Origin of the sequence: Mesorhizobium tianshanense (assembly GCF_007830515.1) — a bacterium.
GTDB classification, from domain to species: Bacteria; Pseudomonadota; Alphaproteobacteria; order Rhizobiales; family Rhizobiaceae; genus Mesorhizobium; species Mesorhizobium tianshanense.
In genome coordinates, this window is the sequence record NZ_VLKT01000048.1 from 31,222 (window position 1) to 57,374 (window position 26,153).

At 63.0% G+C, this 26,153-nt stretch carries 26 protein-coding genes and 2 pseudogenes; 18 read left to right on the forward strand and 10 right to left on the reverse strand.

Annotated elements, in window-relative coordinates:
• Positions 1-26 precede the first annotated feature (26 nt).
• A complete protein-coding gene (cueR, locus tag IQ26_RS29520; RefSeq protein WP_145721862.1) occupies positions 27-449 on the forward strand; it encodes a Cu(I)-responsive transcriptional regulator in 423 nt (140 codons plus the stop codon).
• Positions 450-748: 299 nt separating this feature from the next.
• Here the strand turns inward: cueR and IQ26_RS29525 are convergent, their stop codons facing one another.
• The 5 genes from IQ26_RS29525 to IQ26_RS29545 all read right to left on the reverse strand — a co-directional run bounded on the left by IQ26_RS29525 (position 749) and on the right by IQ26_RS29545 (position 3,583).
• Positions 749-958: a hypothetical protein gene (locus IQ26_RS29525; protein ID WP_145721863.1), complete on the reverse strand. Its 210-nt coding sequence runs from the start codon at positions 956-958 to the stop codon at positions 749-751.
• Between the two features lie 70 nt (positions 959-1,028).
• A complete protein-coding gene (locus IQ26_RS29530) occupies positions 1,029-1,307 on the reverse strand; it encodes a hypothetical protein (protein WP_145721864.1) in 279 nt (92 codons plus the stop codon).
• A gap of 275 nt (positions 1,308-1,582) precedes the next feature.
• Positions 1,583-1,795 carry a hypothetical protein gene (locus tag IQ26_RS29535; protein WP_145721865.1) on the reverse strand — a complete coding sequence of 71 codons (213 nt, stop codon included), beginning with the start codon at positions 1,793-1,795 and terminating at the stop codon, positions 1,583-1,585.
• A 240-nt stretch (positions 1,796-2,035) separates the two neighbouring features.
• Entirely contained in the window at positions 2,036-2,572 is a 537-nt protein-coding gene (locus IQ26_RS29540) for a Panacea domain-containing protein (RefSeq protein WP_145721866.1), read from the reverse strand.
• A gap of 57 nt (positions 2,573-2,629) precedes the next feature.
• Positions 2,630-3,583 (reverse strand): IS1595 family transposase, encoded by a 954-nt coding sequence (locus IQ26_RS29545; RefSeq protein ID WP_145721867.1) that lies wholly within the window; start codon positions 3,581-3,583, stop codon positions 2,630-2,632.
• A gap of 117 nt (positions 3,584-3,700) precedes the next feature.
• Between IQ26_RS29545 and IQ26_RS29550 the strand changes: the two genes are divergently transcribed.
• Positions 3,701-4,201 (forward strand): MmcB family DNA repair protein, encoded by a 501-nt coding sequence (locus IQ26_RS29550; RefSeq protein ID WP_145721885.1) that lies wholly within the window; start codon positions 3,701-3,703, stop codon positions 4,199-4,201.
• Positions 4,202-4,456: 255 nt separating this feature from the next.
• Here IQ26_RS29550 and nhaA read toward each other — a convergent pair whose 3' ends face one another.
• The 5 genes and pseudogenes from nhaA to IQ26_RS41325 form a co-directional block, all read right to left on the reverse strand.
• A complete protein-coding gene (gene nhaA / locus IQ26_RS29560) occupies positions 4,457-5,677 on the reverse strand; it encodes a Na+/H+ antiporter NhaA (RefSeq protein ID WP_145721868.1) in 1,221 nt (406 codons plus the stop codon).
• 185 nt (positions 5,678-5,862) lie between these two features.
• On the reverse strand, positions 5,863-6,426 hold the full coding sequence (locus IQ26_RS29565; protein ID WP_145721869.1) for an ActR/PrrA/RegA family redox response regulator transcription factor: 564 nt from the start codon (positions 6,424-6,426) through the stop codon (positions 5,863-5,865).
• Between the two features lie 86 nt (positions 6,427-6,512).
• Positions 6,513-7,838 (reverse strand): ActS/PrrB/RegB family redox-sensitive histidine kinase, encoded by a 1,326-nt coding sequence (locus IQ26_RS29570; protein ID WP_162458112.1) that lies wholly within the window; start codon positions 7,836-7,838, stop codon positions 6,513-6,515.
• 135 nt (positions 7,839-7,973) lie between these two features.
• Positions 7,974-10,439 carry an ATP-dependent helicase HrpB gene (gene hrpB / locus IQ26_RS29575; RefSeq protein WP_145721871.1) on the reverse strand — a complete coding sequence of 822 codons (2,466 nt, stop codon included), beginning with the start codon at positions 10,437-10,439 and terminating at the stop codon, positions 7,974-7,976.
• Between the two features lie 89 nt (positions 10,440-10,528).
• Positions 10,529-11,418 (reverse strand): annotated as a pseudogene (locus IQ26_RS41325) (DMT family transporter).
• Between the two features lie 507 nt (positions 11,419-11,925).
• Here IQ26_RS41325 and IQ26_RS29585 point away from each other — a divergent pair.
• The 16 genes and pseudogenes from IQ26_RS29585 to IQ26_RS29660 all read left to right on the forward strand — a co-directional run.
• Complete coding sequence (locus IQ26_RS29585) at positions 11,926-13,257, forward strand: ABC transporter substrate-binding protein (protein WP_145721872.1); 1,332 nt, start codon at positions 11,926-11,928, stop codon at positions 13,255-13,257.
• 141 nt (positions 13,258-13,398) lie between these two features.
• Positions 13,399-14,346, forward strand: a complete 948-nt coding sequence (locus IQ26_RS29590) for a carbohydrate ABC transporter permease (protein WP_145721886.1) — start codon at positions 13,399-13,401, stop codon at positions 14,344-14,346.
• Positions 14,343-15,293 (forward strand): carbohydrate ABC transporter permease, encoded by a 951-nt coding sequence (locus tag IQ26_RS29595; RefSeq protein WP_145721873.1) that lies wholly within the window; start codon positions 14,343-14,345, stop codon positions 15,291-15,293. The genes IQ26_RS29590 and IQ26_RS29595 overlap by 4 nt, the downstream gene beginning before the upstream one ends.
• Positions 15,290-15,496 (forward strand): hypothetical protein, encoded by a 207-nt coding sequence (locus IQ26_RS29600; RefSeq protein ID WP_145721874.1) that lies wholly within the window; start codon positions 15,290-15,292, stop codon positions 15,494-15,496. Before IQ26_RS29595 ends, IQ26_RS29600 begins: the two co-directional genes overlap by 4 nt.
• 3 nt (positions 15,497-15,499) lie before the next feature.
• Positions 15,500-16,612 (forward strand): ABC transporter ATP-binding protein, encoded by a 1,113-nt coding sequence (locus IQ26_RS29605; protein ID WP_145721875.1) that lies wholly within the window; start codon positions 15,500-15,502, stop codon positions 16,610-16,612.
• Positions 16,605-17,624 carry an ABC transporter ATP-binding protein gene (locus IQ26_RS29610; RefSeq protein ID WP_145721876.1) on the forward strand — a complete coding sequence of 340 codons (1,020 nt, stop codon included), beginning with the start codon at positions 16,605-16,607 and terminating at the stop codon, positions 17,622-17,624. Before IQ26_RS29605 ends, IQ26_RS29610 begins: the two co-directional genes overlap by 8 nt.
• A gap of 11 nt (positions 17,625-17,635) precedes the next feature.
• Complete coding sequence (dhaL, locus tag IQ26_RS29615; protein WP_145721887.1) at positions 17,636-18,238, forward strand: dihydroxyacetone kinase subunit DhaL; 603 nt, start codon at positions 17,636-17,638, stop codon at positions 18,236-18,238.
• Complete coding sequence (gene dhaM / locus IQ26_RS29620; protein ID WP_127278068.1) at positions 18,235-18,624, forward strand: dihydroxyacetone kinase phosphoryl donor subunit DhaM; 390 nt, start codon at positions 18,235-18,237, stop codon at positions 18,622-18,624. Before dhaL ends, dhaM begins: the two co-directional genes overlap by 4 nt.
• Positions 18,625-18,645: 21 nt before the next feature.
• Entirely contained in the window at positions 18,646-18,948 is a 303-nt protein-coding gene (locus IQ26_RS29625; protein ID WP_145721877.1) for an HPr family phosphocarrier protein, read from the forward strand.
• On the forward strand, positions 18,932-20,533 hold the full coding sequence (gene ptsP / locus IQ26_RS29630) for a phosphoenolpyruvate--protein phosphotransferase (protein WP_145721878.1): 1,602 nt from the start codon (positions 18,932-18,934) through the stop codon (positions 20,531-20,533). Before IQ26_RS29625 ends, ptsP begins: the two co-directional genes overlap by 17 nt.
• A gap of 8 nt (positions 20,534-20,541) precedes the next feature.
• Positions 20,542-20,967 (forward strand): hypothetical protein, encoded by a 426-nt coding sequence (locus tag IQ26_RS29635; RefSeq protein ID WP_145721879.1) that lies wholly within the window; start codon positions 20,542-20,544, stop codon positions 20,965-20,967.
• 36 nt (positions 20,968-21,003) lie between these two features.
• A complete protein-coding gene (gene dhaK / locus IQ26_RS29640) occupies positions 21,004-21,990 on the forward strand; it encodes a dihydroxyacetone kinase subunit DhaK (protein WP_145721880.1) in 987 nt (328 codons plus the stop codon).
• 66 nt (positions 21,991-22,056) lie between these two features.
• Positions 22,057-22,248: a hypothetical protein gene (locus tag IQ26_RS40040; protein ID WP_145721881.1), complete on the forward strand. Its 192-nt coding sequence runs from the start codon at positions 22,057-22,059 to the stop codon at positions 22,246-22,248.
• Between the two features lie 196 nt (positions 22,249-22,444).
• Positions 22,445-24,352 (forward strand): propionyl-CoA synthetase, encoded by a 1,908-nt coding sequence (locus IQ26_RS29650; protein WP_145721882.1) that lies wholly within the window; start codon positions 22,445-22,447, stop codon positions 24,350-24,352.
• Between the two features lie 84 nt (positions 24,353-24,436).
• Positions 24,437-25,516, forward strand: coding sequence for an acyltransferase family protein (locus tag IQ26_RS29655; RefSeq protein ID WP_145721883.1), 1,080 nt, complete (start codon positions 24,437-24,439; stop codon positions 25,514-25,516).
• A 332-nt stretch (positions 25,517-25,848) separates the two neighbouring features.
• Positions 25,849-26,153: pseudogene (locus IQ26_RS29660) on the forward strand (IS110 family transposase); the annotation flags it as partial.

Below are 26,153 nucleotides of genomic sequence, written 5' to 3' on the forward strand. Positions count from 1 at the left end.
AAGCCGCCTGACGTCGAGGACCCGCCATGAATGTCGGAGAAGCCGCCCACCGTTCCGGCCTGCCGGCCAAGACCATTCGCTACTACGAGGAGATCGGCCTGATCCGACCGCAGCGCGCCGGCAACGGCTACCGCGACTATTGCGGCGACGACATCCACCGGCTGGCTTTTCTGCGCCGCGCGCGCAATCTCGGCTTTTCTATCGAAGATTGCCGCCAGCTGATGGCGCTCTATGAGGATCGCGGCCGCGCCAGCCACGACGTGCGCGAGATCGCCGCCGCGCATGTGAAGGCAATCGAGGAGAAGGTGCGCGAGCTGTGGTCGATGCGCTCGACCCTGCAGAAGCTGATCCACGCCTGCCACGGCGACGAGAGGCCGGACTGCCCGATCCTGGACGATATTGCGGGGGCTGCGGAGGCTGACGGCAAGGTTGCTTCGGCGCCAACCTGAAGACATGAATAACTTTCGCTATCCGCGAAGGCTCGCTCACGAAAAGGAACTGACCAAGAGGCACCCTTTGCAACAACGGCCTTCCAATAGTATCTGACCATCTCGCATCGCACCAGAACCCGACCGTTTAGGCGGCCGGTTCGTCAACCAGATAATCGCCCTCAAAAAGGCGATTATCTGGTTGACAAACCCAATGGAGAATAGGAATATGATCCTCGACAGGCCGGCACTTCCAATGAAGACTGTATCCGAGATGCAGGGGGTTCCGCCCGTTCGCTACACGCTATCGGAAATGGCTGCTATTTCCGCTGCCTCGCTTGTATCTGAAGCAGGCCTTCCATCTTCGTCGTCAACACTTCCAAGTTATGATCGATTGCCGAAAGCGCCACGGCGATATGTTCGAGGGCTTCTGCAATTTTTTCGCCGGTCTCCATCTCCCCAGTGAAATCCGGAGATGGAACAAACGGACGGATAGCGTGGTTCGGGCCTGACTTGCGGATACGTTGCATTGTTGTCTCCTGATTAGAGGGAATGGCCGTGGCGGCGAACCAATCAAGCTCGCCGCCCGTTATCGGTTTGTTAGGCTGCTTTCAGGAATGCTGCCTTGAATGCAGCTTCATTGACGAGGAGATTCGTCCATGCCGCACTCTTGGCTTCGATCACCAATAGAAGGTCCTCTGGACCGAGAATGGTTTTCACCCGATCACGAAGCTGCGCAGCCGTACCCGGATAATCAACCCACCATACTGTTTCGAGGATTCGGCCCCGGTTTGCCACCAGCGCTTGCAGGAAAGTGTCCATCTCCTTGTGAGAAGGACGTGGGCCATTCAGGTCGTAACTGAGAACAAAGTTCGACATATAAAGATTTCCTTATGCGGAAACCTCTGACCGGGTTGACAGCGAATCGAATGAAGGACATTTTGTCCCTGTGTCACCAATCAACCGCAACCCGGCCAAAGGTTTTTGCGGTTATCGACACGGAGCCGGGGCGGCAACCCCGGCTTTGTCGTGTCGCGAATCGGCAATTGCGCCGATCCACCGGGAATTAGTGGCGACTCGTTTTGAGTCGTCAAGGATTCGTTTTTTAACGAGGTCGCGGAACAATGCCAGAACCGCGAGTAATGCACAAATATTCAGCCCTTGGTCTGCTCGCGCTTCCGACGCACCAGTTCCTTTATCTGCTCTGCCGTAAGCTTTGGTGTATGGGCGATCTTGTTCACAGACGCCTCGAAAGCAGCGTCTGACTGATCGACCTTTAGTTTCCGAGCGGCATCGCGAAACTTATCAATTTGCGATTTAGGCTCTTCCTGCTTGTCTGTACGGGGCATCGCGAAAATCGGCCTCATGGATGATAATCAGATCCAGTTGAATTTCATAAATCACTTCGATGGAAGGCAAATCGATTGATCGGGCACCGTCCCAGACATAGCCTCTTACGGTCCCAGTTTCGTTCATGGGGAAGCCGCAAGTTTCGTCGTGTAGGATTGTCCAGGTTATCGATTCCCATGCATCGTTTGCCCTTGACCATTTGGTTTCGGCCAAATCCCTCGCGAGGCGCACACGATCTTCCTCGCGAAAGCCCTTCATTATAGCAAGCCAAGTTCCTTCGCGCGGTTGCGCAATCTAGCCGCCTCTACATCAGTGGGTTCTCGGCCTCGTCCAGCTAGGATTGAATGGAACGGTAACGGCTCTTTCATCGCTGCAATTTCCCACCCGTAGTCATGGGAATATTCGCTCACGCTCGTCGCTGTATGGTTGTCGTCGATTTCTTTGATCCACCTGTCGATTTCCTTGATTTCGTCAGGATGGAAGATATTTCGTGCCGGGGGGATACGCGCCTTGAAAACCCATTCGTCGCCAGTCCCGCGCCACTGATCTATCACCCGATCTCTCGCCAACTCATTTCGAACGATAATGCCATCCCGCGGGATGGGTCCGTGCTTTTCGCGTAAATAAGGTGCGCCTGTGATCGATTGGCCTGTGAGGACAAACCGTCGCGCATCGGAAAACCACGCAACCTTGTATAGCTTTGTTGCCCCAAACCCAGCGCGAGCGCCAGCGGCCCATATCACGTAGTGAAATAGGTGCTTTAAGCGCTCTCTGTCGTAAGGCCTATCAACCATAGCTCTTGTGCGCCTTCGCACTAACCATGAGGCGAACCTACCATTAGATAGGTTATCTCATGCCTCCTGACGATACATTAACCGCTTACCTTTTGCACCTGTGAGGGCGATAAAAGCGCGCGTTCCGTCATCAACTCCCAAGGCAATGCGGTTGTTGTAGCGGAAGTCGAATTCAGCCAAATAGCGGTGCAGATGCTGTTCGCCGCAATGCTGGTAAATGCCTTTCATGCCGCGCTTGAAGATCGAATAGTAGCCTTCGACCGTGTTAGTGTGGACGGTCTTTTCGCCTTCGTAGCGGACATATTCGTCCTTGGAATGCGTGACGACATCGTGCGAGGCAAATTCCTGTCCCACGCGGCGATACATGCCGGCCTCGTCGGTCATCAAAGCGCTTTCCTTGGCGATGTTGGCGCGGACGATTGGCATAACCGTGCCGATGCGAGCGGTATCGACGTGGAAGGAACGGGCGCGACCGCCGCGCTCAACCAGCGTAACGACAGTGTTCTTGTGAGCGCCGCCGCCACGCTTAACGGTCGTGCCAGCCAGACGGCCGATGTAGGTTTCGTCAGCCTCAACAGTCTTGCCGTTTCCGCCAAGCGGGGAGAGGTCGCCAGACGCCATTGCAAGGCGAATGCGATGGCACAGGAACCAAGCTGCCTCATAGGTGCATTCGAGTATGCGGTGCATCTGGTGGGCGCTGATACCCTTCTTAGAAGCGCACATGAGGTGGATAGCCTGTAACCACTTGGTTAGCGGCAGATGGCTTTCCTCGAAGATCGAACCCATGCGGACGGTGAACTGCGAACGGCACGCGCCGCACTTGTACAGGCCGTGGCGCTCGACGCCGTTCGGGTTCTTCTTGGAAGGCTTGGTGCGGACGCCCTTCAACTTGTAGTGCTTGTCCACGGAACCGCACTTCGGGCAGACCGGACCATTCGGCCACAAGATCGCCTCGACGTGTTCGAAAGCCTTGGCTTCGTCGTGGAATTCGGGGCGGGACAGGACGGACATGGCGAAAGTTCCTAAGCTGCTGGAATCTTTCTACCTCTCTGGTTTGGGTTTGTCAACCGGATAATCGCCCTCAAAAAACAGGTTCAAACCGTGAACAACATCTGGCATGGTACCGTCATGCCAATCATTTCGCCGATTCCCCTCAACCCCCTGATCGACGGCCGCCAGTCGGAGCGCGCCATGCTGGTGCGGCGCGGCGTGCAGCGGCTGCTCAGGGAAATGGGCGCGCATGTGCTGCCCGAACTGTCGCTGGCCACCGGGCGCCGCGCCGACCTCGTCGCGCTGACCCGCCAGGGCGACATCTGGATCATCGAGATCAAATCCTCGATCGAGGATTTCAGGGTCGACCGCAAATGGCCTGATTACCGGCTGCATTCCGACCGCTTCTTCTTCGCCACCCATCCCGGCGTGCCCTCGGAGATCTTTCCGCAGGAATGCGGGTTTATCCTTTCCGACGGTTATGGCGCCGAAATCCTGCGCGACGCGCCCGAGCACCGCATGGCGGCGGCGACGCGCAAGGCGCTGATGCTGAGGATCGCGCGGGCGGGTGCGGCGCGGCTCTTGGCGGCGGAACTCGCCGGCGTGCCGGTGCCGGCGCTGGAGGGGGAGAGCGAGTAGGGTTTTCGGATCTCTTTGTAACCTTCGACGTTTGCGCCGCCCCTCATCTGCCTGCCGGCATCTTCTGCCCGTATAGTGACGGGAAGAAGGGGCTTGGCCGCAACCTTGGCCCATTCTCAGCAACGCTGGAGATTGGCGAAATCCTCTGCGAAGGCGTCTTTCTCCCCGTCACTATACGGGGAGAAATGCCCGGCAGGGCAATGAGGGGCGGCGCGACGTTTGTCGGCTGCCTCCAAACGGCGCCGATCGACCGCTCTATTCTTCCTCCTCTTCCTCCCCATTCGCGGCCGGCGCCATCAGCAGCACGGCGGCGCCGAGGATCGCGGCTATGACGGATCCAGCGAGGATGCCGACCTTGACCGCGTCCTGCAACTCGACGTTGCTGGCGAAGGCGAGCAGGCCGATGAACAGGCTCATGGTGAAGCCGATGCCGCAAAGCAGCGAAATGCCGACCATGTGCATCCAGCCGGCATTGACCGGCAGATCGGCAAGGTCGAGCCGGATGGCAAGTGCCGAAGAACCGAACACGCCGACCAGCTTGCCGACGACGAGGCCGGCGGCGACGCCCAGTGTCAGCGGTTCGACCAGGGTGGCGGCGCTCAGGCCGGCCAGCGAAACGCCGGCATTGGCGAAGCCGAAGATCGGGATGATGACGAAGGGCACGACGTTGTGCAGGCCATGCTCGAGCCGGTGCAGCGGCGAATGGTCGAGATCATGGCTGATGCCCGGAGTGATCTTCAGGGGGATGGTGAGGGCCAGCGCCACGCCGGCGAGCGTGGCATGGACGCCGGATTTCAGCACCAGAACCCACAGGACGACACCAAGCACGAGATAGGGCAGCAGCGTCAGCACCTGCATGCGGTTGAGAACGACGAGCAGCGCGGTGACGGCGAAGGCGGCGCCGAGATAGGCGAGCGACAGGTCGCTTGTGTAGAACATCGCGATGATGATGACGGCGCCGAGGTCGTCGATGATGGCGAGCGCGGTGAGGAATACCTTCAGCGACCCCGGCACACGGCTGCCGAGCAGCGACAGCACGCCGAGCGCAAACGCGATGTCGGTGGCGGTCGGGATCGCCCAGCCGGACAGAGCGGCAGGGTTGTCGCGGTTGATGGCGACATACACAAGGGCCGGCACCAGCATGCCGCCGGCGGCGGCGATGCCGGGCAGCGCGCGCCGCGGCCAGGTCGAGAGCTGTCCGTCCAGCATCTCGCGCTTGATCTCCAGGCCGACCAGCAGGAAGAACACGGCCATCAGGCCGTCATTGATCCAGTGCGATACGCTGAGCGGTCCCAGATAGGCGTGAAGGGCATCGAAATAGGCCTGGGACAGCGGCGAATTGGCGACGATCAGGGCCAGTGCCGCGGCTGCCATCAGGACGATGCCGCCTGCCGCCTCGCTGGCGAGGAACTCGCGAAAAATGGAGATCGGCCGCTGTCGAAGAATGGAAGCCGGGCGCTGCTTCTGGTCCTGCATGTGCTCTCCGTCCTATCGGCCGGCAGGGCCGGTTTCGCCTGGTGCGATGATGCGCAAACACCAATGGCAGGGCAAGTCTCTACAGCGCCGCGCGTCGTTGGGACGCCGCAGTGGTTTTGCGCATGATCCTCTCCGAACCGAAGGTCAGCGCAGCAAAACCGATTCCGGTTTCGGAGGGTCATGCATCAGCGCGGCGCGCGCTTGGCGAGTATTCGCTGCAGCGTGCGGCGGTGCATGTTGAGCCGGCGCGCGGTCTCGGAGACGTTGCGGTCGCACATTTCGTAGACGCGCTGGATGTGCTCCCAGCGCACGCGATCGGCCGACATCGGATTTTCGGGCGGTGCTGCGCGTTCGCCCGCGGTGCGGGTGAGTGCGGCGAAAATGTCGTCGGCATCGGCCGGCTTCGACAGATAGTCGATGGCTCCCAGCTTCACCGCCGTCACCGCGGTGGCGATGTTGCCGTAGCCGGTGAGGATGATGGCGCGGGCGTCTTCGCGCTTCTCGCGGATGGCGGCGACGACGTCGAGGCCGTTGCCGTCGGCGAGCCGCATGTCGACCACCGCATAGGCGGGCGGGTTGGCGCGCGCCTTGGCCACCGCCTCCTCGACGCTCTCTGCCGTCTCGACCACGAAACCCCTGGTTTCCATGGCGCGGGCAAGCCGGGTGAGGAACGGCTTGTCGTCGTCGACGATCAACAGCGAGGTGTCCTCGCCTTCAACCATTGCGCCAATCGTTTCGTCGCCGTTCATCGTCTTTAGAATTCCTGCTGCCCGATTTTTACGCAGATATAGTTTTGGAGCACTATTGTCCAATTTTTACAGCCTCCGGCAGGCTCTCAAGCCGTGTCGAACATGGTGGGCGAAGCCGATTCAGGATTGAGGAAGACGCCGCGCGGCCACGATATCTGCACGACGGCACCCTCGCCCAGCCCGCTCGAGTTGCGGAAATCGAGGGTGGCGCCGGAGCGTTCCAGCAAGGTCTTGGCGATGAAAAGGCCCAGACCCAGGCCGCCGCCGGCCTCGGTGCCCGGGCGCGTCGACATATAGGGCTCGCCGATGCGGTCGATGATTTCGGGAGGGAAGCCCGGTCCATCATCGATGATCGAGAAGGTGACGGTGGCCTCGTTCCAGCTCCAGCGCACGGTGACGGCCTTGCGGGCGAAGTCGACGGCGTTCTCGACCAGATTGCCGAGGCCGTAGATGACGCCGGGATTGCGCCGCCCGACCGGTTCGGGGCCGATGCGCTCGCCGGGGCGAAGCTTGATCGAGATGCCGAAATCGCGATGCGGGGCCGTCACCTCCTCGACCAGCGAGGTCAGCGGCAGGCGCGAAAGATGCGCCTCGCCCTCGGAAGACAGGCTGGTCAGGCGCTTGAGGATTTCGCGGCAACGCTCGCTTTGCGAGCGCAGCAGCGTCACGTCCTCGCCGTATTTCGGATCGTTGCGGAGCGCCTTCTCCATCTCCTTGGCGACAAGCGTGATGGTGGCAAGCGGCGTACCGAGCTCGTGCGCGGCGGCGGCGGCGAGGCCGTCCAACGCCGACAGATGCTGCTCGCGCTGCAGCACCAGCTCGGTGGCGGCCAGCGCGTTGGCGAGCAGCCGCGCTTCCTCGGCGACGCGGAAGGCGTAGATCGCGGTGAAGGCGATCGAGGAAAACACCGCCATCCACATGCCGGCGACATAGATGAACGGCATCTCCAGCGGCGCGCCCTCATACCAGGGCAGCGGCAAATGGAAGAAGACCAGCAGGGTCGCCGCCACCATCACCAGCGCGCCGAGGATGGCGGTCAGGCGCAGCGGCAGCGACGTCGCCGAGATGACCACCGGCACGGTCACCAGCACCGAAAACGGATTGGTGAGGCCGCCGGTCATATAGAGCAGCCCGGCAAGCTGCAGGCTGTCGAAGGTCAGGATGGCGAACGCCGGCAGCGGGGTGAGCCGATGCGCCGCCGGATAGCGGAAGGTCAGCAGCAGGTTCATCCAGGCCGAGCAGGCGATCAGCGCGAAGCAGAGGCTGACGGGCAGCGGGAATTTCAGCCCGTAGGCAACGACGAGAACGGCCAGGCTCTGGCCGACAATGGCAAGCCAGCGCAGCCTGATCAGCGTGTTGAGGCGCAGCCGCTGGCTTTGCTGGAAATCGGGCGCCCGCAGGATGTTTATCATGGCCAAGGATTATAGCCGGGAAAGGAAAAGCGGTAGATGTTTCTATCTTCTTGTTTGACCATGATCTTCTCCGAAAAATCGGTTTCCACTTTTCGCTAACGCGGACCTTCGGTTCGGGATCATGGTCCGCATGCATCATGTGCCGCGCGGCTTGGCGCGGCTGGTGGCGGTGGCGAGAAGCGGGTTCTCCGGCCAGACATGCTTAGGGTAGCGGCCGCGCATGTCGGCCCGCACATCGGTCCAGGAGCCGCGCCAGAAACCGGGCAGGTCGCGCGTGGTCTGGATTGGCCGGTGCGCCGGCGACAGAAGCTCCAGCGTCAGCGGCACGGTGCCGTTGGCGATTGTGGGATGCCGGTCGAGACCGAACAGCTCCTGGACGCGGATCGCCAGCACCGGCCATTCGCCGTCATAGCGGATCGGCACGCGGCTGCCCGACGGCGCGTCGAAATGGGTCGGCGCCAGCGCCTCGATCCTGCGCTGGAGATCGTGCGGCACCAAGGACATCAGCCCGGCCGAAAGCACGCCCGGATCGATCGCCGCAAACGACGCCGCACCGGAAAGGAACGGCAGCAGCCAGTCGTCGAGGCGGTCGACGAGTGCGGCGTCCGAAACATTGGGCCACGGCGCGCCGAGGCCGCGATGCAGCCAGCCGAGCCGCTGGCGCAGCGTTTCGGCTTCCTTGCCCCACGGCAAAAGCGACAGCCCGTGTTCGCGCAAGGCCTCGAGGATGGCGCGGTCCGCCTCTGCGCCGGCCGGGGCCGGCAGCATGCGTTCGGACAGCGTGATGGCGCCGAGGCGAACGGTTTCACGCACGCGCACCGCGCGCCTGTCGCGGTCGAAGCCGGTTTGGCGGCTTGTCTCGATTTTTTGCGCAAGCGAAGCGCGAATGTCGGCCTCATCTATCGCCGCTGCCGCCGTTATGCGGGCGTTCTGCGCCTTGCCCTGCAGGTCGGCAACGACGAGCCAGGTTTCGCCCGCCAGCGGATCGGCGGCGTCGAGCATGGCGCCCGAGCCGTTGGCCAGCACGAAACGGCCGCGCTCGCCGCGCGCCTTGGCGACACGGTCCGGCCAGGCATGGATGAGGAGCGCGCCGGCGGAAGCCGGTTCATTGCTTTTGATGCCGCCGCCGGCTTGCTTCGCCAACCGTTCGGCAAGCTGCCGGGCAGAAACGGCGCGCGGCGACTTCTCTGCGCTGAACCGCATCAGCCGCCGTTCGAGGTCGGCGCCGTCGCCGCCAAGGCCGCGCTCGGTGAGCAGCATGGCGAGCATGGCCGCCTCGAATGCCTGGCCGGTCTTCGCAGCCTCGGTGACCATGTGAGCCAGCCGCACCGGCAGCGCCAGCCTGCGCATCGCAACACCAGACTCGGTCAAGCGCCCTGCCTCGTCAACGGCGTCGAGCGCACGAAGCAGCGCCCTTGCCTCGGCGAGCGCCGGGGCCGGCGGCGGATCGAGGAAGGAAAGGCTCACCGGGTCGGCGACACCGAAGGCGGCGCAATCGAGCAGAAGCCCGGAAAGGTCGGCTTCGAGGATTTCCGGCGGGGTGAAGGCGGGAAGTGCTGCCGTCTGCTCGGCCCGCCACAGCCGGATGGCGACGCCCGCTTGCGTGCGGCCGGCGCGGCCGGCGCGCTGGTCGGCGGAGGCTCTGCTGACACGCACCGTCTCCAGCCGCGTCAGGCCGCTGGCCGGCTCGTAGCGCGGCAGGCGCGACAGGCCGGAATCGATGACGACGCGCACGCCGTCGATGGTGATGGAGGTCTCGGCGATCGACGTCGCCAGCACCACCTTGCGACGGCCGGACGGCGCCGGCTTGATCGCTGCATCCTGCGCCTTGCCGTCGAGCTGGCCATAGAGGGGCACGATATCGGTGTCGGCACTGACGCGACCCTGCAACCGCACGTCGGTACGCTCGATCTCGCGCTGGCCGGGCAGGAAGGCGAGCAGGCTGCCGCTCTCGTCGGCAAGGGCCACGCGGATCGCCTTCGCCATGGCGTCCTCGATGGCGACGCCGGCCGGCCGCTCGTCATAGCGGATGTCGACCGGAAAGGCGCGCCCTTCACTCTCGATCACCGGGGCGCCGGAAAGCAAGCGAGCGACACGCGCGCCGTCGAGCGTCGCCGACATGACCAGCAGTCGCAGATCGGGCCGCAGCGCACCTTGCACGTCGAGCGCCAGCGCCAAGCCAAAATCGCCGTCGAGCGAGCGCTCATGGAATTCGTCGAAGAACACAGCCGAGACGCCGGGCAGTTCCGGGTCGTCGAGGATCATCCGCGACAGCACGCCTTCTGTGACGACGAGGATTTTCGTCCTTGCCGAGGTGCGGTTCTCCATGCGCATGGCATAGCCGACCGTTTCGCCCGGCTCCTCGCCGAGCAGTTCGGCCATGCGGCGGGCGGCGGCGCGGGCAGCGAGCCGGCGCGGCTCGAGCAGAATGATCTTGCCCGTGCCGAGCCATGCTGCGTCGAGCAGCGCCAGCGGCACCAGCGTCGTCTTGCCGGCGCCGGGCGGCGCTACCAGCACAGCGCTGCTGCCATGGTCGAGCGCACCGGCAAGCGACGGCAGCACGGCGGAAACCGGAAGCTCCGGCAAGGTTCTTCTGGTCATTGTTCCAGGGATGCTTCCATCCAATCGCGGCGGATCCGCAGCGTCCGCATATCAGCGCTGACGGTTGTCACGCAACCGGTGCGGCCAGATCAAAGCCGCGTCCGCGAAAACGGATTCCAGCGCACCGTGCCGAGCCTCACCTCCTCGCGCACCATCGTCAAAAGGCCGGAGCCGCCGAACGACGGCTAGGCCGACAAGCGACAGGAAATCGGGATATTCCTGGAAGAACAGCGCGCCCAGGATCACCGCCCAGAGGATCTGCGAATAATGCGTCGGCGCGATCCGGTTGGCGGGCGCGTATTTGACGGCAAGGAGCTGAAGCAGCTGGCCGCAGGCGGTGAACACACCCGACAGCACCAGCCAGGCCAGCTGCCTTGCATCCGGAAGCGAGAATGAGGTGGCCGCGGCGCCGATGCCGTTGAAGAACAGGCCATAGCCGATCAGCACGCCCACATCGTCGTGCGCTTTTCCCCAGCCGCGAGCGAACGCATCAGGATGACACTGGCGGCGGCGAGGAAGGCAACGCCGAACGCGGCGAGGTGACCGAGATGCAGTTCGCGGAAGCCCGGCCGCACGACCACATGACGCCGGCAAAGCCGGCGACCACCGCCAGCCATCGCCACGGGCCGACCTTCTCCTTGAGGATGACGGTGGAAAGAATGGTGACGCAGAGCGGTGCCAGGAAAATCAGGGCATAGGCTTCCGCCAGCGGGATGGTGGTGAAGGCATAGACGCTGAGCACGCCGGAAGCGATGCCGGACCAGGCGCGGGCCTGCACTGCCCAGGGCCGCTTGGTGCGCCAGAAATCACGCCAGCGTTCGCCGTTCGGCCGGGTGAAGAGAAGAAACAAGCCGGCAAACAATGTCGAGAAAAACCCGATCTCGAACACCGTGAACTGCCCACCCAGGCTTTTGACGACGGCATCGTTGCACGAATAGCTAGCATAGGCGATCAGGGCGAGCAGGATTCCGTTCGTCAAGTTTTTTCATTCCGGGAGAAGGCAGAGCGAAGGTGGGGAGAGTAGAGTGAAGGTATTGGCGCTCGGCGCGCATCCGGACGACATCCTCATGCTCGGTACGATGGCCGCTTAAGCCGCGCAAGGCGCAGAATTGGTTTTTGCGATAGGCATGGATGGTGCCAAGGCGACAAGGGCGGTCCGGGATCACTCGCCGACATACATGCTTTGCTGCCGCCAGCCCCAGTGATCCGGCCGGTGACGGCCAGCACCAGAACGATCAATTGAGCCGACACCCGGCGCGCCGACCAATCCTGCGGCGCCACTTTTCCCGGACCAGCACCCGGTACGGAAGCGCCATGCTGCGGCGCAGCAACGAATTCGCTTGCCTTGTTTAGTAAAAATTGCATCACTAAACAAATTACTAAACATCCGCGGCCAGACCGCGTCGTCATGTTTAGGCCCCTGAGGAGAGGGGTTGAGGTTTCTTGAGACCGCCATCCGGGCGCGTTTCGCAAATGGGAGGAAGGCATGAAATCGACCTTGAAACTGACGTTGGGACTGACCTCGGCGATGTTTGCGTCGACAGCCGTTTCGAACGTCGCGCATGCAGAAGATCTGACGCTTTGCTGGGCGGCCTGGGACCCGGCCAATGCGCTTGTCGAACTGTCCAAGGATTTCACCAAGGAAACCGGCATCGGCATGAAATTCGAATTCGTGCCGTGGACCAACTATGCCGATCGTTTCCTCAACGAACTGAATTCCAAGGGCAAGCTGTGCGACCTGATCATCGGCGACAGCCAGTGGATCGGCGGCTCCGCCGAGAACGGCCACTACGTCAAGCTGAACGACTTCTTCGACGCCGAGAAGATCAGCATGGACGACTTCGTGCCGGCGACCGTCGTCGGCTATTCGCAATGGCCGAAGAACACGCCGAACTACTGGGCGCTGCCGGCCATGGGCGACGTCGTCGGCTGGACCTATCGCAAGGACTGGTTCTCCAAGCCGGAACTGCAGAAGGAATTCAAGGAAAAGTACGGCTGGGATCTCGCCGCGCCGACGACCTTCGACCAATTGAAGCAAATCGCAGAGTTCTTCCAGAAGCACGAGATCGACGGCAAGACGGTCTATGGCGCCTCAATCTATACCGAGCGCGGCTCCGAAGGCATCACCATGGGCGCCATGGACGTGCTCTACAGCTTCGGCTTCAAATACGAGAATCCCGACAAGCCCTACGAGATGGACGGCTTCGTCAATTCCGAGAAATCGGTGAAGGGTCTGGAGTTCTACAAGGCGCTCTATGACTGCTGCACGCCTCCCGGGGCCTCGAACAGCTACATGGGCGAAGGCGTCGACGCCTTCAAATCCGGCCAGGTGGCGATGCACATGAACTTCGCCTTCACCTGGCCAGGCCTGCAGAAGGACGAGAATGTCGGCGGCGACAAGATCGGTTATTTCGCCAATCCCAAGGGTCCCGACGGCGACCAGTTCGCGCAGCTTGGCGGCCAGGGCATCTCGGTGGTCTCCTATTCGGACAAGCAGGAAGCCGCGCTCAAATACATTAAATGGTTCGCCAACAAGGACGTGCAGGCCAAGTGGTGGTCGCTCGGCGGCTATTCCTGCCTCAACGCGGTCGTGAACGATCCGGGCTTCCCGGCCAGCCAGCCCTATGCGCAGACCTTCCTCGACTCCATGGCCATCGTGAAGGACTTCTGGGCCGAGCCCAGCTATGCACCGCTGCTGCAGGCGTCGCAGAAGCGCTTCCATGATTATGTCGTGGCCGGTCAGGGTTCGGCCAAGGATGCGCTGGACGGCCTGGTCAAGGACTGGACCGAAGTGTTCCAGGACGATGGCAAGATGTGATTGGGGCAAGATGTAATCGGGGCCAGATCCAACCGGCCCCTCCCGAGCCACGACCGCCTGTCCCGTGCCGCCCTTGGCACGGGACACAGTTCAGATAAATTCCATTGTCGAGACGACCAAGTGACCGAAGCGGGACTGACCATGCTCAATCGGACTGCGGACAGCGTTGCCCGGGCTACGCCTGAGTCGTTGGCCCGTAAGGTCCGGGGCATCAGCGACAAGGGCCTCGCCTGGCTGTTCATCTCGCCGACGATCCTCTTGCTGCTCGCCATCAACATCTTCCCGCTGTTTTGGGCGATCTATCTGTCCTTCACCAACTACCGCGCCAATCGCCCCAACGAGGTCGTCAAAAATGTCGGCCTTGCCAATTACCGACGCATCCTCGGCGACCAGGACATCTGGATCGCCATGCAGACGACGGCGCATTTCGTGTTCTGGACGATTCTCTTGCAGACGCTGATCGGCTTCACGCTGGCCTGGCTGATCGACCGGAAATTCCGTGGCCACGCCTTCTGGACGACCATCATTCTCGTTCCGATGATGCTGTCGCCGGCGGTGGTCGGCAATTTCTGGCGCTTCCTCTACGAGCCGCAGATCGGTCTGTTCGCCTATGCCATCTCGTTCGTGTCAGGCATTCCGGCAACGCAGATCGGCATGCTCTCCAACGTCTCTCTGGCGCCGTGGTCGATCGTCATCGTCGACACCTGGATGTGGACGCCTTACGTGATGCTGATCTGCCTCGCCGGCCTGCGCTCGATTCCCGAATACATCTACGAGGCAGCCGAGGTCGACCGCGCCTCCAACTGGCGGCAGTTCTGGTCGATCACGCTGCCGATGGCGCTGCCCTTCATCATGCTGGCGGTGCTGTTTCGCGGCATCGAGAACTTCAAGATGTTCGACATGGTCAATCTCTTGACCGGCGGCGGGCCTGGTTCGACCACCGAGGTTGCGTCGATCACGCTGAAGCGACAGGCCTTCGAAAGCTGGCGGACGGGCTATTCCTCGGCCTTCGCCATCATCCTGTTCGTTGCGGTGTTCGGCCTTGCCAACATCTACGTCAAGGCGCTCAACAAGGTGAAGCAGAGATGAGCCTGACGTCAGCCCATTCGGTCGTCGCACCCTCGGCCACGTCGAAGCGCGTCGCCGGCACGATCATCGTGCTCTATGCGCTGATCTCGATCGTGCCGCTGCTGTGGATTTTCGCCACCAGCTTCAAGACACCACCGGACTCGATCGCCTATCCGCCAAAGATCCTGTTCCAGCCGAGCATCGAGGGCTATTGCAATCTGTTCTCGACGCGGACCCGGCAGACGCCGGAGTACATCAACTCGCTGGGACCGGCGACGGGCGTGTGCGACGAGACAGTGCGCAAGCGCAACATGGTGATCGCCGGCCCATCCAACTTCATGCCGCGCTTCGTCAATTCGCTGATCATCGCCTTCGGCTCGACCTTCTGCGCAGTCTTCCTCGGCACGCTGTCGGCCTATGGCTTCTCACGCTTCAAGGTGCCGCTGGCCGACGACCTTTTGTTCTTCATCCTGTCGACGCGGATGATGCCGCCGATCGCCGTCGCCATCCCCATCTACCTGATGTATCGCGAGCTTGGCCTCTCCGACACCGCGCTCGGCATGATCCTGCTCTATACGGCAGTCAACGTGTCGCTGGCGGTGTGGCTGCTGAAGGGCTTCATCGACGAGATCCCGCGCGAATATGAGGAAGCGGCGATGATCGACGGCTATACGCGACTGCAGGCGTTCTGGCGCACCGTGCTGCCGCAGGCGACCACCGGCATTGCGGCGACCGCCATCTTCTGCCTGATCTTCGCCTGGAACGAATATGCGTTTGCCGCCCTGCTGACCTCGGGCACGGCGCAGACCGCACCGCCCTTCATCCCGACCATCATCGGCGAAGGCGGCCAGGACTGGCCGGCGGTGGCCGCCGGCACCACGATCTTCCTGGTGCCGATCCTGGTGTTCACCATCCTGCTGCGCAAGCAGTTGCTGCGCGGCATCACCTTCGGCGCGGTGCGCAAATGAGCCTGACCCAACCCGCAAAACGCAAATCGCGCTGGCCGGTGTGGGCCAGGCGCGGCCTGATGGAGAATATCGCCACCGCGATCATCGCCATCGGTTTCCTGATGCTGTTCCAGCCCTTCGCGCTGCCGCTCTATACCTACTCCTTCGTCACCATGCTGGCCGGCACGGCGATGTTCATCATCGTCTCGAAGTTTCCGGAGTAGACGATGGCGGAAATCAGGGTCGAGCATCTGAGAAAGGCATTCGGCGATTTCGTCGCGGTGCAGGATTCCAACTTCGTCGTCGAAGACGGCGAGTTCTTCGTCATGCTGGGGCCGTCGGGCTGCGGCAAGACGACGACGCTCAGGATGATCGCCGGGCTCGAATTGCCGACTGGCGGCAAGATCCTGCTCGGCGGCGAGGACGTCACCATGCGGCGGGCGCGGGAGCGTGACATCGCCTTCGTCTTCCAGCTGTTCGCGCTCTATCCGCACATGAATGTGCGTAAGAACATCGGCTTCCCGCTATTAGCGCAAGGCATGCCAGGTGCTGAAATCCGCCAGCGGGTCGAGGAGACGGCGAAGCTGTTGCGCATCGACCATCTGCTCAACAAATCCGTCTCCGGCCTTGCCGGCGGCGACCGCCAGCGCGTGGCGCTCGGACGCGCCATCGTGCGACGGCCAAAATGCTTCCTGATGGACGAGCCGCTCGGCACGCTCGACACCGAATTCCGCGATCTCATGGTCCATGAGCTGCGCGAACTGCATAATCGCATCCACGCCACCACCGTCTACGTCACGCATGACCAGATGGAAGCGATGTCGATGGCCGACAAGATCGCGGTGATGAACCACGGCGTCATCGAGCAGTTCGGCACCCCACGTGAGATCTATGACCGGCCGGCGACCATGTTCGTCGCCGATTTCATCGGCTCGCCGCCAATGAATTTCCTCGGCTTCGGCGGCGGGCTGGCGAAAGGTTCGAAAGAGATCACCGTGCAAGGCGCCAAGGTGGCGGTGCCGGAGGTGCGCGAGGACATCGCGCCGGCCGACATGGCGCTTGGCATCCGGCCGGAACACATCCGCTTCGACGATGCTTCGAAGCTGCGCGGCGCCATCTACGGCACCGAATATCTCGGCACCACGCAGATCGTGGCGGTGGAGACTGCAGACGGCATCATCAAGGCGCGGGTCCCGGCCGAAATCCGGCTCAATGCGGGCGACCATGTCGGCCTGGCGCTGAGAAGCGCGCGGCTGTCGCTGTTCGAGAAGGGCTCCGGCCGCGCGGTGCGCACCGCCATCCATGACGCGGCCTCTCAGGGGAGAGCGCAGCATGGCTGACGTGCACATCAAAGGGGTGACCAAGAGCTTCGGCGAGCAGATTGCCGTGGACACTCTCGACCTGCGCATTGCCGACGGCGAATTCGTCGTGCTACTCGGCCCGACTGGGGCTGGCAAGACGACGACGCTCAGACTTATCGCCGGATTGGAACGGCCCGACACGGGTTCGATTCATATCGGCACCCGCGATGCGACAGCACTCTCGCCGTCCGAGCGCGACACCGCCTTCGTCTTCCAGCAATATTCGCTCTATCCGCATCTGTCGGTCTACGACAACCTCGCCTTTCCGCTGCGCTCGCCGGCGCGAAAGATGCCGGAAGACAAGATTCGCCACCGCGTCGAGGAGGTGGCCAGGATGGTGCGCATCCACCACAAGCTCTCCAACCGCTCGACGAAGCTCTCCGGTGGCGAGATGCAGCGCGTCGCCATCGGCCGCGCGCTGGTGCGCAAGCCTTCGATCTACCTGATGGACGAGCCGCTGTCGTCGCTTGACGCCAAGCTGCGCGCCGACCTCCGGCTCGAGCTGAAGCGCATCCAGGCCGAGCTCGGCGCCACCATGCTCTATGTCACGCACGACCAGATCGAGGCGATGACCATGGCCGATCGCATCGGCATCCTCGCCGACGGCGTTCTGGTGCAGATCGGCACGCCGCGGACGATCTATTCGGAGCCGGCAAATCTCCATGTCGCCGCACGGCTAGGCCAGCCGGCGATCAATCTGCTGCCGACCGGGCTGCTGCCCGACGGCGACGTGCCGGCGGGAACCAAAACGATCGGCGCGCGTACAGAACATCTGTCGATTGGCAAGGCGTCGAACGGCCACGCCGACGGCGTTGTTGACTGGGTCGAGCATCTGGGCGACCAGAACCACCTGCATGTGAGCGTCGGGACAAAAAAACTAGTGACGCTGACAGACCCCGACACGCAACTGGAAAAGGGCGACAAGGTGACGATCCGCTACCGGGCGCCGCTGTTTTTCGACCAGGCCGGCAACAGGATCGCAAACCGATGAGCGCTGGGACGATGGACAAGGTTGATCTGAAGGCGCTGATATCAGCGACCGCCGACGCGATTGCCGCCCACGCGGAGGAGCTGACCACGCTCGACCAGGCGATCGGCGACGGCGACCATGGGCTGAACATGAAGCGCGGCTTCGAGGCGGTGCGCGCCGAGGCCGACGCATTCGCTGCAAAGCCATTGCCTGACGCATTGAAGGCGATAGGCACCAAGCTGGTGATGACTGTCGGCGGGGCTTCGGGGCCGCTTTTCGGCACGCTGTTCATGGCGCTCGGCAAGGAAATTTCCCCAGAGACCAATCGCGCCAATCTGGCAGCAGCCTTCGGCAAGGCGATCGAGGCAGTGGCGGCACGTGGCAAGTCGCAGGTCGGGCAAAAGACCATGCTCGACGTGCTGCAGCCGGTGCATGAGGCGCTGCTACAGGGAAAGACCGGAGCGGAAATCACCGACGCCGCCGACAGTGCGGCCGACGCCACCGTGCCGATGAAGGCCTTGCGCGGACGTGCCTCGTTCCTCGGCGACCGCTCGATCGGCCATATGGACGCCGGGGCGCGCTCGACCGCACTGCTGGTGCGGGCCGTTGCCGAAACAATCGAGGCGCACGCATGAGCAATGTCGGCATCGTCATCGTATCGCACTCGCCGCTGGTCGCCGAGGGCACTGCCGACATGGTGCGCCAGATGGTCGGCGACGAAGTGCCGCTTGCATGGTGCGGCGGAAACGGCCATGGCGGGCTGGGAACCAGTGTCGAGGCGATCATGGGCGCCATCGACAAGGCCTGGTCGGAGGCGGGTGTCGCCATCCTCGTCGATCTCGGCGGAGCCGAGACCAACAGCGAGATGGCGGTCGAGATGATCGGCGAGCCGCGCGCGCAGAAGATCATCGTCTGCAATGCGCCGATCGTCGAGGGCGCGGTGATGGCGGCGACGGAGGCTTCCGGCGGCGCTTCGCTCAGGGAAGTGGTGGCGACCGCACACGAATTGTCGCCGTCGTGAATGAACAGGAATTTTGACTCGATGTCCGCATCCGCCGAAGCCACCGTCCTGATCACCCACGAGGTCGGTCTGCATGCGCGCCCGTCGGTGAAGTTCACCAAGCTGGCCAAGACGTTCGCGGCCGAGGTCGAAGTTGCGCTCGCCGCCAACGGGCCGTGGTTCGACGCCAAGAGCATCGTCAAGGTGATGGCGGCCAAGGCGCCGAAAGGCACGGTGCTGCATATCAGGGCCAGGGGCGCCGGCGCCGGCGAGGCGGTCGGCGCGCTGGTCGAGCTGGTGCGGCGCGATTTCGACGAGGGCGCGGATCATGCCCGAACCGCTTAGGCTGACGGGGATTTCGGCTTCGGCCGGCTATGCCGAGGGGCCGCTGTACATCCTCGATCCGGTTGCCGCGCCCTACGCCGGCAAGGCGAGCGCCGCGGACGAGAGGCTCGCGCTCGAAACGGCAATCGAGGCAGCCACAAGCCGGCTTGCCACTCTGATTGAGGCGGTCGAGGGCGACGCCGCCGACATTCTCGAATTCCAGATCGCCATGCTGGAGGACGATGCGCTGACCGGCCCGCCCTTTGCCGCGATTGACTCGGGTCAGCCAGCGGATGCGGCATGGCGACAGGCGCTCGACGCCGAAATCGTCGGCTACGAGACGTCGGACCAGGACTATTTCCGGGCTCGCGCCGCCGATATGCGCGATATCAGGGACCAGGTGCTGCGCGCGTTGACCGAGGACAGCGAGGCTGGCGCGCCGGCGGGCGCCATCTTCTACGGCGAGGATATCGCGCCGACGCGCTTCCTCGAAACCGACTGGAGTTCCGGCGGCGGCATCGCGCTGAAAGCAGGGAGTGCCGCCAGCCACGTCGCCATGCTGGCGCGTTCGCGCGGCGTGCCGATGGTCGTGGGGCTTGGGGCGGTTGGGCTCGGTGCTTCGCCGGCTCATCTTGCCGGCGTCGCCCTGCTCGACGCCGAGCATGGCGGCATCGTGCTGGCGCCATCGAAGGCCGAGATCGAGGCGTTCCGTCGATCGTCGTCCTCATTTGCCGCGCGTCGCGACAGGGCGGAAACTTTCCTGGCACGGCCGGCGGCGACGAAAGCAGGTACGGCGGTGCGGGTGCTGGTCAACATCGCCGATCCGTCCGATGTCGAGGCTATCGATATCTCGACCTGCGACGGCATCGGACTGATGCGCACCGAATTCCTGTTCGGCAAGACGCTGCCGGACGAGGAAACGCAATATCGCGCCTATCGCAAGGTGTTGGAATGGGCGGGCGAAAAGCCGGTGACCATCCGTACCGTCGATGCCGGCGGCGACAAGCCGGTGCCGGGGTTCACCGTCGAGGAAGGCAATCCGTTCCTCGGCCTGCGCGGCATCAGGCTGTCGCTGGCGCGGCCGGAGATCTTCCGCGTGCAGATCCGGGCGCTGCTGCGCGCCGCCATGCATGGCAACCTCAAGGTGATGTTCCCGATGATCGCCGTCATGGACGAATATCAGCGAGCAGCCGCGCTGTTTGCGGAAGAGCAGTCCGGGCTTTCCGCGCGCGGCGTCGCGCAAAAAATGCCGCCACTCGGCATCATGGTGGAAGTGCCGTCCGTGGCGATTGCGCCCGAGGCATTTTCCGGTGTCGCCTTCTTCTCGATCGGCTCGAACGACCTGACGCAATATGTGATGGCGGCGGCGCGCGACAATGCTTCGGTGGCGCATCTCAATTCAGTCAGATACCCGGCCGTGCTTCGGCTTATCGCCTCGATTGCCGCGTTCGGCCAGGAGAGAAAAATACAGGTCAGCCTGTGCGGCGACGCCGGCGGCGATCCGGCGGCGATCCCGGCGCTGATCGAGGCTGGCCTGCGCGACCTGTCCGTGGTTCCCGCCCAGCTCGCAATGGCCAAGGCGGCCATCGCGGACGTCTCGATCTAGGCGCAGGCATGGCCGAGAAGACGCCTGAAGCCAATTCCGAAGAGGCGATCCGCGCCTACAAGACGATCCTGTCGCAGGTCATCGACCAGCGCCCGTCCGGCATGCGCCAGCGTCTCGCCGACGCGCTGGGCAAGCACCGCAGCTTCGTTACGCAGATTTCCAGCCCGGCCTATTCGATCCCGATCCCGTCAAAACATTTGCCGGCTATTTTCTCCGTCTGCCATTTCAGCCCAGCCGAACGCGACCATTTTCTTGCCGCCTACCATCAGGCGCATCCAGGAAAAATGTCGGTGGCAGCAGGCATGCGAAAGACGCGGCATGTCTCGTTGATCGTTCCCGATTTCGGCGACGACAAGCAGAACGCGGCGCTCGACCGGGCGGTCAACGATTTCATCCAGAAGATCACCAGCATCGCCGGTAAGGGCGGGACATAGTCGCGCCACGTGCAGCTATTTCGGGAGGAGACGGCTATGAAGAAGTTTCTGAATTCTGTGGACACGGTGCTGACCGAAAGCCTCGACGGCTTCGTTGCAGCCCATGCCGACATACTGGCGCTTGGCGACGAGCATAAATTCGTCCGCCGCAAGATACTCAAGCCGGGCAAGGTGGCGCTGATCTCCGGCGGCGGTTCGGGGCACGAGCCGCTGCATGGCGGGCTGGTCGGACATGGCATGCTGGATGCCGCCTGCCCCGGCCAAGTGTTCACCTCGCCGACGCCGGACCAGATGATGGCGGCCGCGGAAGCGGTCAACACCGGTGCCGGCTGCCTGTTCATCGTCAAGAACTACGAGGGCGACGTGATGAATTTCGACATGGCCGCCGAGATGTCGGAGGGCGTCATGCAAGTCGTGACCAATGACGACGTCGCGGTCGAGAACTCGTCCTATACCACCGGGCGGCGCGGCGTCGCCGGCACGCTGGTGGTCGAGAAGATCGTCGGCGCCGCAGCCGAGCAAGGCATGGCGCTGAAGCCGCTGAAGGCGCTTGGCGAACGCGTCAACGGGGCGACGCGCTCCATGGGCGTGGCGCTAACCAGTTGCACCGTACCGGCGGCCGGCAAGCCGACCTTCGACATCGGCGACGGCGAGATGGAGTTCGGCGTCGGCATCCATGGCGAGCCCGGCCGCCGCCGCGACACATTGAAGAGTGCCGACGCCATCGCCGAGGAGATCTGCGCGGCGATCGCCAGCGACCTCGGCGACAAGGCAAAGGGTCCGGCGCTGCTCTTCGTCAACGGCTTCGGCGGCACGCCGCTGATGGAGCTTTACCTGATGTACAACAGCGCCCGCAGAATTTTCGAGAGGAACGGCGTGACGGTCACCCGCTCGCTGGTCGGGTCCTACGTGACTTCGCTCGACATGGCCGGCTGCTCGATCACGCTGACCATGCTCGACGACGAGACGACCGAATTGTGGGACGCGCCGGTGCATACGGCGGCGTTGCGCTGGGGCATGTAGCGCACTCCAGAAATAGCCGGTGGCAAAACTGTCACGTGTTTTGCCGAGGATTGTCAGGCCAGTGTGGTGGATTCAGGCAACGATGTTCCTTTCTTTACCTTTGGTAAGGTAAGGAATCCGGTGGGTTTTGAGAGGCAGAACATGCGTTACAATTGGGATCGGGCACCGACGGGTTTCCAACGTCACAGGAAAGCGTTGGCCGCCGTTTTGCTGATCGCCGGCGGTGTGGGTCTTATGCTCGCCGCGCTGCCGCTCTAGAACCAATCCGAATGAACGCAGTCGAGATCGCGCTGGGGTGCCCGGGCGCGCGAAGATCCCCAATCACGGCGCGGCACGTTTGCGACCAAGGCGAGGTCGCCAAAAGACGAAATTGCACATGCTTGCAAAAACAGCATACGCTGTTTCAAAGACAGCAAACATTCTTCAAAGCAAGCATTCCTGGGGAGGAAGCTGGATGGCGTCACGCTACCACGAGGTCTATGACGGCTGGAAACGCGATCCGGAAAAATTCTGGGCGGATGCGGCCAAGGCCATCGACTGGTTCTCGCCCTTCGACAGCGTGTTCGATCCAACAGCCGGCGTCTATGGGCGCTGGTTCGGCGGCGCCTCGTGCAACACCTGCTTCAACGCCGTCGACCGCCACGTTGCGGGTGGCCGCGCCGACCAGATCGCGCTGATTCATGACAGCGCGATCTCAGGCACGGTCAGGAAATTCACCTATGCCGAACTGAAGCGCGAGGTGGTCGCGCTGACGTCGGTGATGAAGAACCGCGGCGTCCAAAAAGGCGACCGGGTCATCATCTACATGCCGATGGTGCCGGAAGCGGCCTTTGCCATGCTTGCCTGCGCCCGGATTGGCGCCGTGCATTCGGTGGTCTTCGGCGGCTTTGCCTCGCACGAGCTCGCCACGCGCATCGACGACGCCAAGCCGAAGCTGATCATTTCCGCCTCCTGCGGCCTGGAGCCCGGGCGCGTCGTTGCCTACAAGCCGCTGCTCGACAAGGCGATCGAGATGTCCCGGCACAAGCCCGATGCCTGCCTCATCCTGCAGCGCGACCAATTGCGCTGCGAGATGAAGGAGAACCACGACATCGACTATGCCGACGCGGTCGCCCGCGAGCGGGCCGCAGGCGCCAATGTCGACTGTGTTGCGGTGCTCGCCACCGACCCGCTCTACATTATCTACACATCAGGCACGACGGGCCAACCCAAGGGCATCGTGCGCGACAATGGCGGCCACATGGTCGCACTGAAATGGTCGATGGAGAACGAGTTCGGCGTCAAGCCGGGCGAGGTGTTCTGGGCGGCTTCCGACGTCGGCTGGGTGGTCGGCCATTCCTACATCGTCTACGGCCCGCTGCTGCATGGCTGCACGACCGTCCTGCTCGAGGGCAAGCCAGTCGGCACGCCCGACGCCGGGACCTACTGGCGGGTTATATCGGAGCATGGCGTGGTCACCCTGTTCACCGCGCCGACCGCCTTCCGCGCCATCAAGGGACAGGATCCGAAGGGCGAGTTCGTCCCGAAATACGACCTCTCGAAATTCCGCACGCTGTTCCTCGCCGGCGAGCGCGCCGATCCGGAAACCATCAAATGGGCGGAGCAGCAATTGAACGTGCCGGTGATCGACCATTGGTGGCAGACCGAGACCGGTTCGCCGATGACCATCAACCCGGCCGGCTTGGGCCTGCTGCCGGTGAAATACGGCTCGCCCGGCGTGCCGATGCCCGGCTACGACATCCGCGTGCTCGACGATGCCGGCCACGAAGTGCCGCGCGGCACGCTGGGCAATGTCGTGGTCAAGCTGCCGCTGCCGGCCGGCTGCCTGCCGACGCTGTGGAACGCCGATGACCGGTTTCGCCAAGCCTATCTCGATGAATTCCCCGGCTTCTACAAGACGGCGGATGCCGGCATGGTGGATGAGGATGGCTATCTCTATGTCATGGCCCGGACCGACGACATCATCAATGTCGCCGGCCACCGGCTGTCGACCGGCGCCATGGAGGAAGTGCTGGCCGCGCATCCGGACGTTGCCGAATGCGCCGTCATCGGCGTCGCCGACGCAATGAAGGGCCAGGTTCCGCTCGGCTTCGTCGTGCTGAATGCAGGTGTCTCGCGCGACACCGGCACTATCGAGACCGAGGTTGTCACCCTGGTACGTGAGCGGATCGGCCCGGTCGCCGCCTTCAAGACGGTGGTGACAATCAAGCGCCTGCCAAAGACACGCTCCGGCAAAATCCTGCGCGGCACCATGCAGAAGATTGCCGACAAGGAAGATTGGACGATGCCGGCGACCATCGACGACCCGGTCATTCTCGACGAAATCACCGCGGCGCTGAAGGGACGCGGGATCGGCCGGTAAAGACATCGGGCGGTAGCCAATTGGCTGTTGTGCGGTGCAGCAAATGGCCATACAGTTTGCTGGGGGGCCAACCGACGATATGGCATGGCTCAGCAAAAGACTACATTTGGCGGTGTCGACATCCTTCGATTTCTCGCCGCCGTCCTCGTGATGTTCTACCACTACGGTTACTGGGTGTGGGCCTTTCCCGCCGGCGTTTCGGCACGGGCCACCGGCGGCATCCCGCAGCATCCGTATCTGGAGATGCTCGGCTCAGGATGGGTCGGCGTACAAGTGTTTTTCGTCATCAGCGGCTTCGTCATCGCCTTCAGCGCCGAAAACTCGACACCTTTGCGGTTTTTCGAGGCAAGGGTGAAACGATTGGTGCCGGCGGTCTGGATCTGCGCGCCCATCACCGCGGCCGTGCTGCTCCTGGTCGACCTCAGTTGGCCGACGGATGCCGTGATCAGGCTCATTCGCACGGCATTGTTCGTTCCCTACTCCCCGTGGGTGGACAGCGTCTATTGGACGCTCGGCATCGAGATTGCCTTTTACGCCGTCGTCTGGACCTTGCTGCAGCTGCGGCGCTTTCACCTGATGGAGGTCGTGGCCATCGTGATCGGCATGGTCAGCACGCTCTTCTGGTGCCTGTACTATCCGCTCGACTGGTCGGATCTTGCCGAGACGCGCTGGCTTGCCCTGCTGCTGGTGCATCACGGATGTTTTTTCGCGGTCGGCGTTATGATCTGGCTGATGCGATTCAAGGCGGTGACACGCCCCCGTCTCGCCCTGTGTGCCCTGTTTCTGGCCGGCTGCGTCCTGCAGATCGCCAGTTCGGTCGATGTTCACACCGTAAAGGTCGAAGAGCAGATGCCATACGCGCCACCCATCATTTTCTTCCTCGTTGCCGTTGCCCTGATGGCGTGGTCGTTGCGGCTCGACCTGTCGTGGAGCGGCTGGCGCCGGATCGGCCTGATGACCTACCCCCTCTATCTGATCCATAATGTCGTCGGTGCGGCCATTCTCGGGGCCTTGATGGGCGCGGGAATGCCCTATCTGCTTTCGGTGGCCTTTGTCGGGGCGACCATGATCGCTGCGAGCTGGCTGATTGCGATCGAGGCCGAACCGCGAATCCGGCTCCTGCTCGATCACACAATCTTCCGCTATCGTCTCGAGGCCGCGTAACCGTGCCAGCGTGTCACCCGCTCGCGGACTGCAAACTTCCTGCCGCGAAGTACGCGGCGCCAGGCATGCCGCCTTTCGCGCCGCGCGGCTGACCGCTCTCAGCATCGCCGGCAAACGCGGTGGGCTGACGCGGAATCGATTTTCGGCAAGGATCATGCACGAACAAAGCGCTTGAGCGGGAGACGTTCAGATTGAACTGCGCATCCCGCTCCGGCGCTTTGTTCTAGACGTCATGTTCCAGGGCTGAGATCGGTGGCCCGCCCTTTCGTGCGATTAAGAGACGAGGGTTGCTCGGATGGGCCGAGCCGATCCTCACGCACGGAGGACGAGCCATGGGAGAGTATAGCGAAGCATTTGTTGCGTTTGATGCAGCCAAGAAGAAGCATGCGGTTGCGATCGCGGAGGGCAGTCGCACTGGCGAGGTCCGGTTTGTCGGCGAGGTCGAGAATAGTCCTGCGGCGATAGAGCGGACGATCAAGAAGCTGGGAAGAAAGTATGATCGACTGCACGTCTGCTTCGAGGCCGGGCCGACCGGTTATGGGTTGTGCCGGCAGGTCCGCGATCTTGGACACGACTGCATGGTGGTTGCGCCGGCCCTGATCCCGAAGCGGCCGGGCGAGCGCGTCAAGACCAACCG

Bases quoted from the DNA above. Each gene is read 5' to 3' on its own strand.
- cueR (WP_145721862.1), top strand. From the start codon at position 27: ATGAATGTCGGAGAAGCCGCCCACCGTTCCGGCCTGCCGGCCAAGACC.
- IQ26_RS29525 (WP_145721863.1), bottom strand. From the start codon at position 958: ATGCAACGTATCCGCAAGTCAGGCCCGAACCACGCTATCCGTCCGTTT.
- IQ26_RS29530 (WP_145721864.1), bottom strand. From the start codon at position 1,307: ATGTCGAACTTTGTTCTCAGTTACGACCTGAATGGCCCACGTCCTTCT.
- IQ26_RS29535 (WP_145721865.1), bottom strand. From the start codon at position 1,795: ATGAGGCCGATTTTCGCGATGCCCCGTACAGACAAGCAGGAAGAGCCT.
- IQ26_RS29540 (WP_145721866.1), bottom strand. From the start codon at position 2,572: ATGGTTGATAGGCCTTACGACAGAGAGCGCTTAAAGCACCTATTTCAC.
- IQ26_RS29545 (WP_145721867.1), bottom strand. From the start codon at position 3,583: ATGTCCGTCCTGTCCCGCCCCGAATTCCACGACGAAGCCAAGGCTTTC.
- IQ26_RS29550 (WP_145721885.1), top strand. From the start codon at position 3,701: ATGCCAATCATTTCGCCGATTCCCCTCAACCCCCTGATCGACGGCCGC.
- nhaA (WP_145721868.1), bottom strand. From the start codon at position 5,677: ATGCAGGACCAGAAGCAGCGCCCGGCTTCCATTCTTCGACAGCGGCCG.
- IQ26_RS29565 (WP_145721869.1), bottom strand. From the start codon at position 6,426: ATGAACGGCGACGAAACGATTGGCGCAATGGTTGAAGGCGAGGACACC.
- IQ26_RS29570 (WP_162458112.1), bottom strand. From the start codon at position 7,838: ATGATAAACATCCTGCGGGCGCCCGATTTCCAGCAAAGCCAGCGGCTG.
- hrpB (WP_145721871.1), bottom strand. From the start codon at position 10,439: ATGACCAGAAGAACCTTGCCGGAGCTTCCGGTTTCCGCCGTGCTGCCG.
- IQ26_RS29585 (WP_145721872.1), top strand. From the start codon at position 11,926: ATGAAATCGACCTTGAAACTGACGTTGGGACTGACCTCGGCGATGTTT.
- IQ26_RS29590 (WP_145721886.1), top strand. From the start codon at position 13,399: ATGCTCAATCGGACTGCGGACAGCGTTGCCCGGGCTACGCCTGAGTCG.
- IQ26_RS29595 (WP_145721873.1), top strand. From the start codon at position 14,343: ATGAGCCTGACGTCAGCCCATTCGGTCGTCGCACCCTCGGCCACGTCG.
- IQ26_RS29600 (WP_145721874.1), top strand. From the start codon at position 15,290: ATGAGCCTGACCCAACCCGCAAAACGCAAATCGCGCTGGCCGGTGTGG.
- IQ26_RS29605 (WP_145721875.1), top strand. From the start codon at position 15,500: ATGGCGGAAATCAGGGTCGAGCATCTGAGAAAGGCATTCGGCGATTTC.
- IQ26_RS29610 (WP_145721876.1), top strand. From the start codon at position 16,605: ATGGCTGACGTGCACATCAAAGGGGTGACCAAGAGCTTCGGCGAGCAG.
- dhaL (WP_145721887.1), top strand. From the start codon at position 17,636: ATGGACAAGGTTGATCTGAAGGCGCTGATATCAGCGACCGCCGACGCG.
- dhaM (WP_127278068.1), top strand. From the start codon at position 18,235: ATGAGCAATGTCGGCATCGTCATCGTATCGCACTCGCCGCTGGTCGCC.
- IQ26_RS29625 (WP_145721877.1), top strand. From the start codon at position 18,646: ATGTCCGCATCCGCCGAAGCCACCGTCCTGATCACCCACGAGGTCGGT.
- ptsP (WP_145721878.1), top strand. From the start codon at position 18,932: ATGCCCGAACCGCTTAGGCTGACGGGGATTTCGGCTTCGGCCGGCTAT.
- IQ26_RS29635 (WP_145721879.1), top strand. From the start codon at position 20,542: ATGGCCGAGAAGACGCCTGAAGCCAATTCCGAAGAGGCGATCCGCGCC.
- dhaK (WP_145721880.1), top strand. From the start codon at position 21,004: ATGAAGAAGTTTCTGAATTCTGTGGACACGGTGCTGACCGAAAGCCTC.
- IQ26_RS29650 (WP_145721882.1), top strand. From the start codon at position 22,445: ATGGCGTCACGCTACCACGAGGTCTATGACGGCTGGAAACGCGATCCG.
- IQ26_RS29655 (WP_145721883.1), top strand. From the start codon at position 24,437: ATGGCTCAGCAAAAGACTACATTTGGCGGTGTCGACATCCTTCGATTT.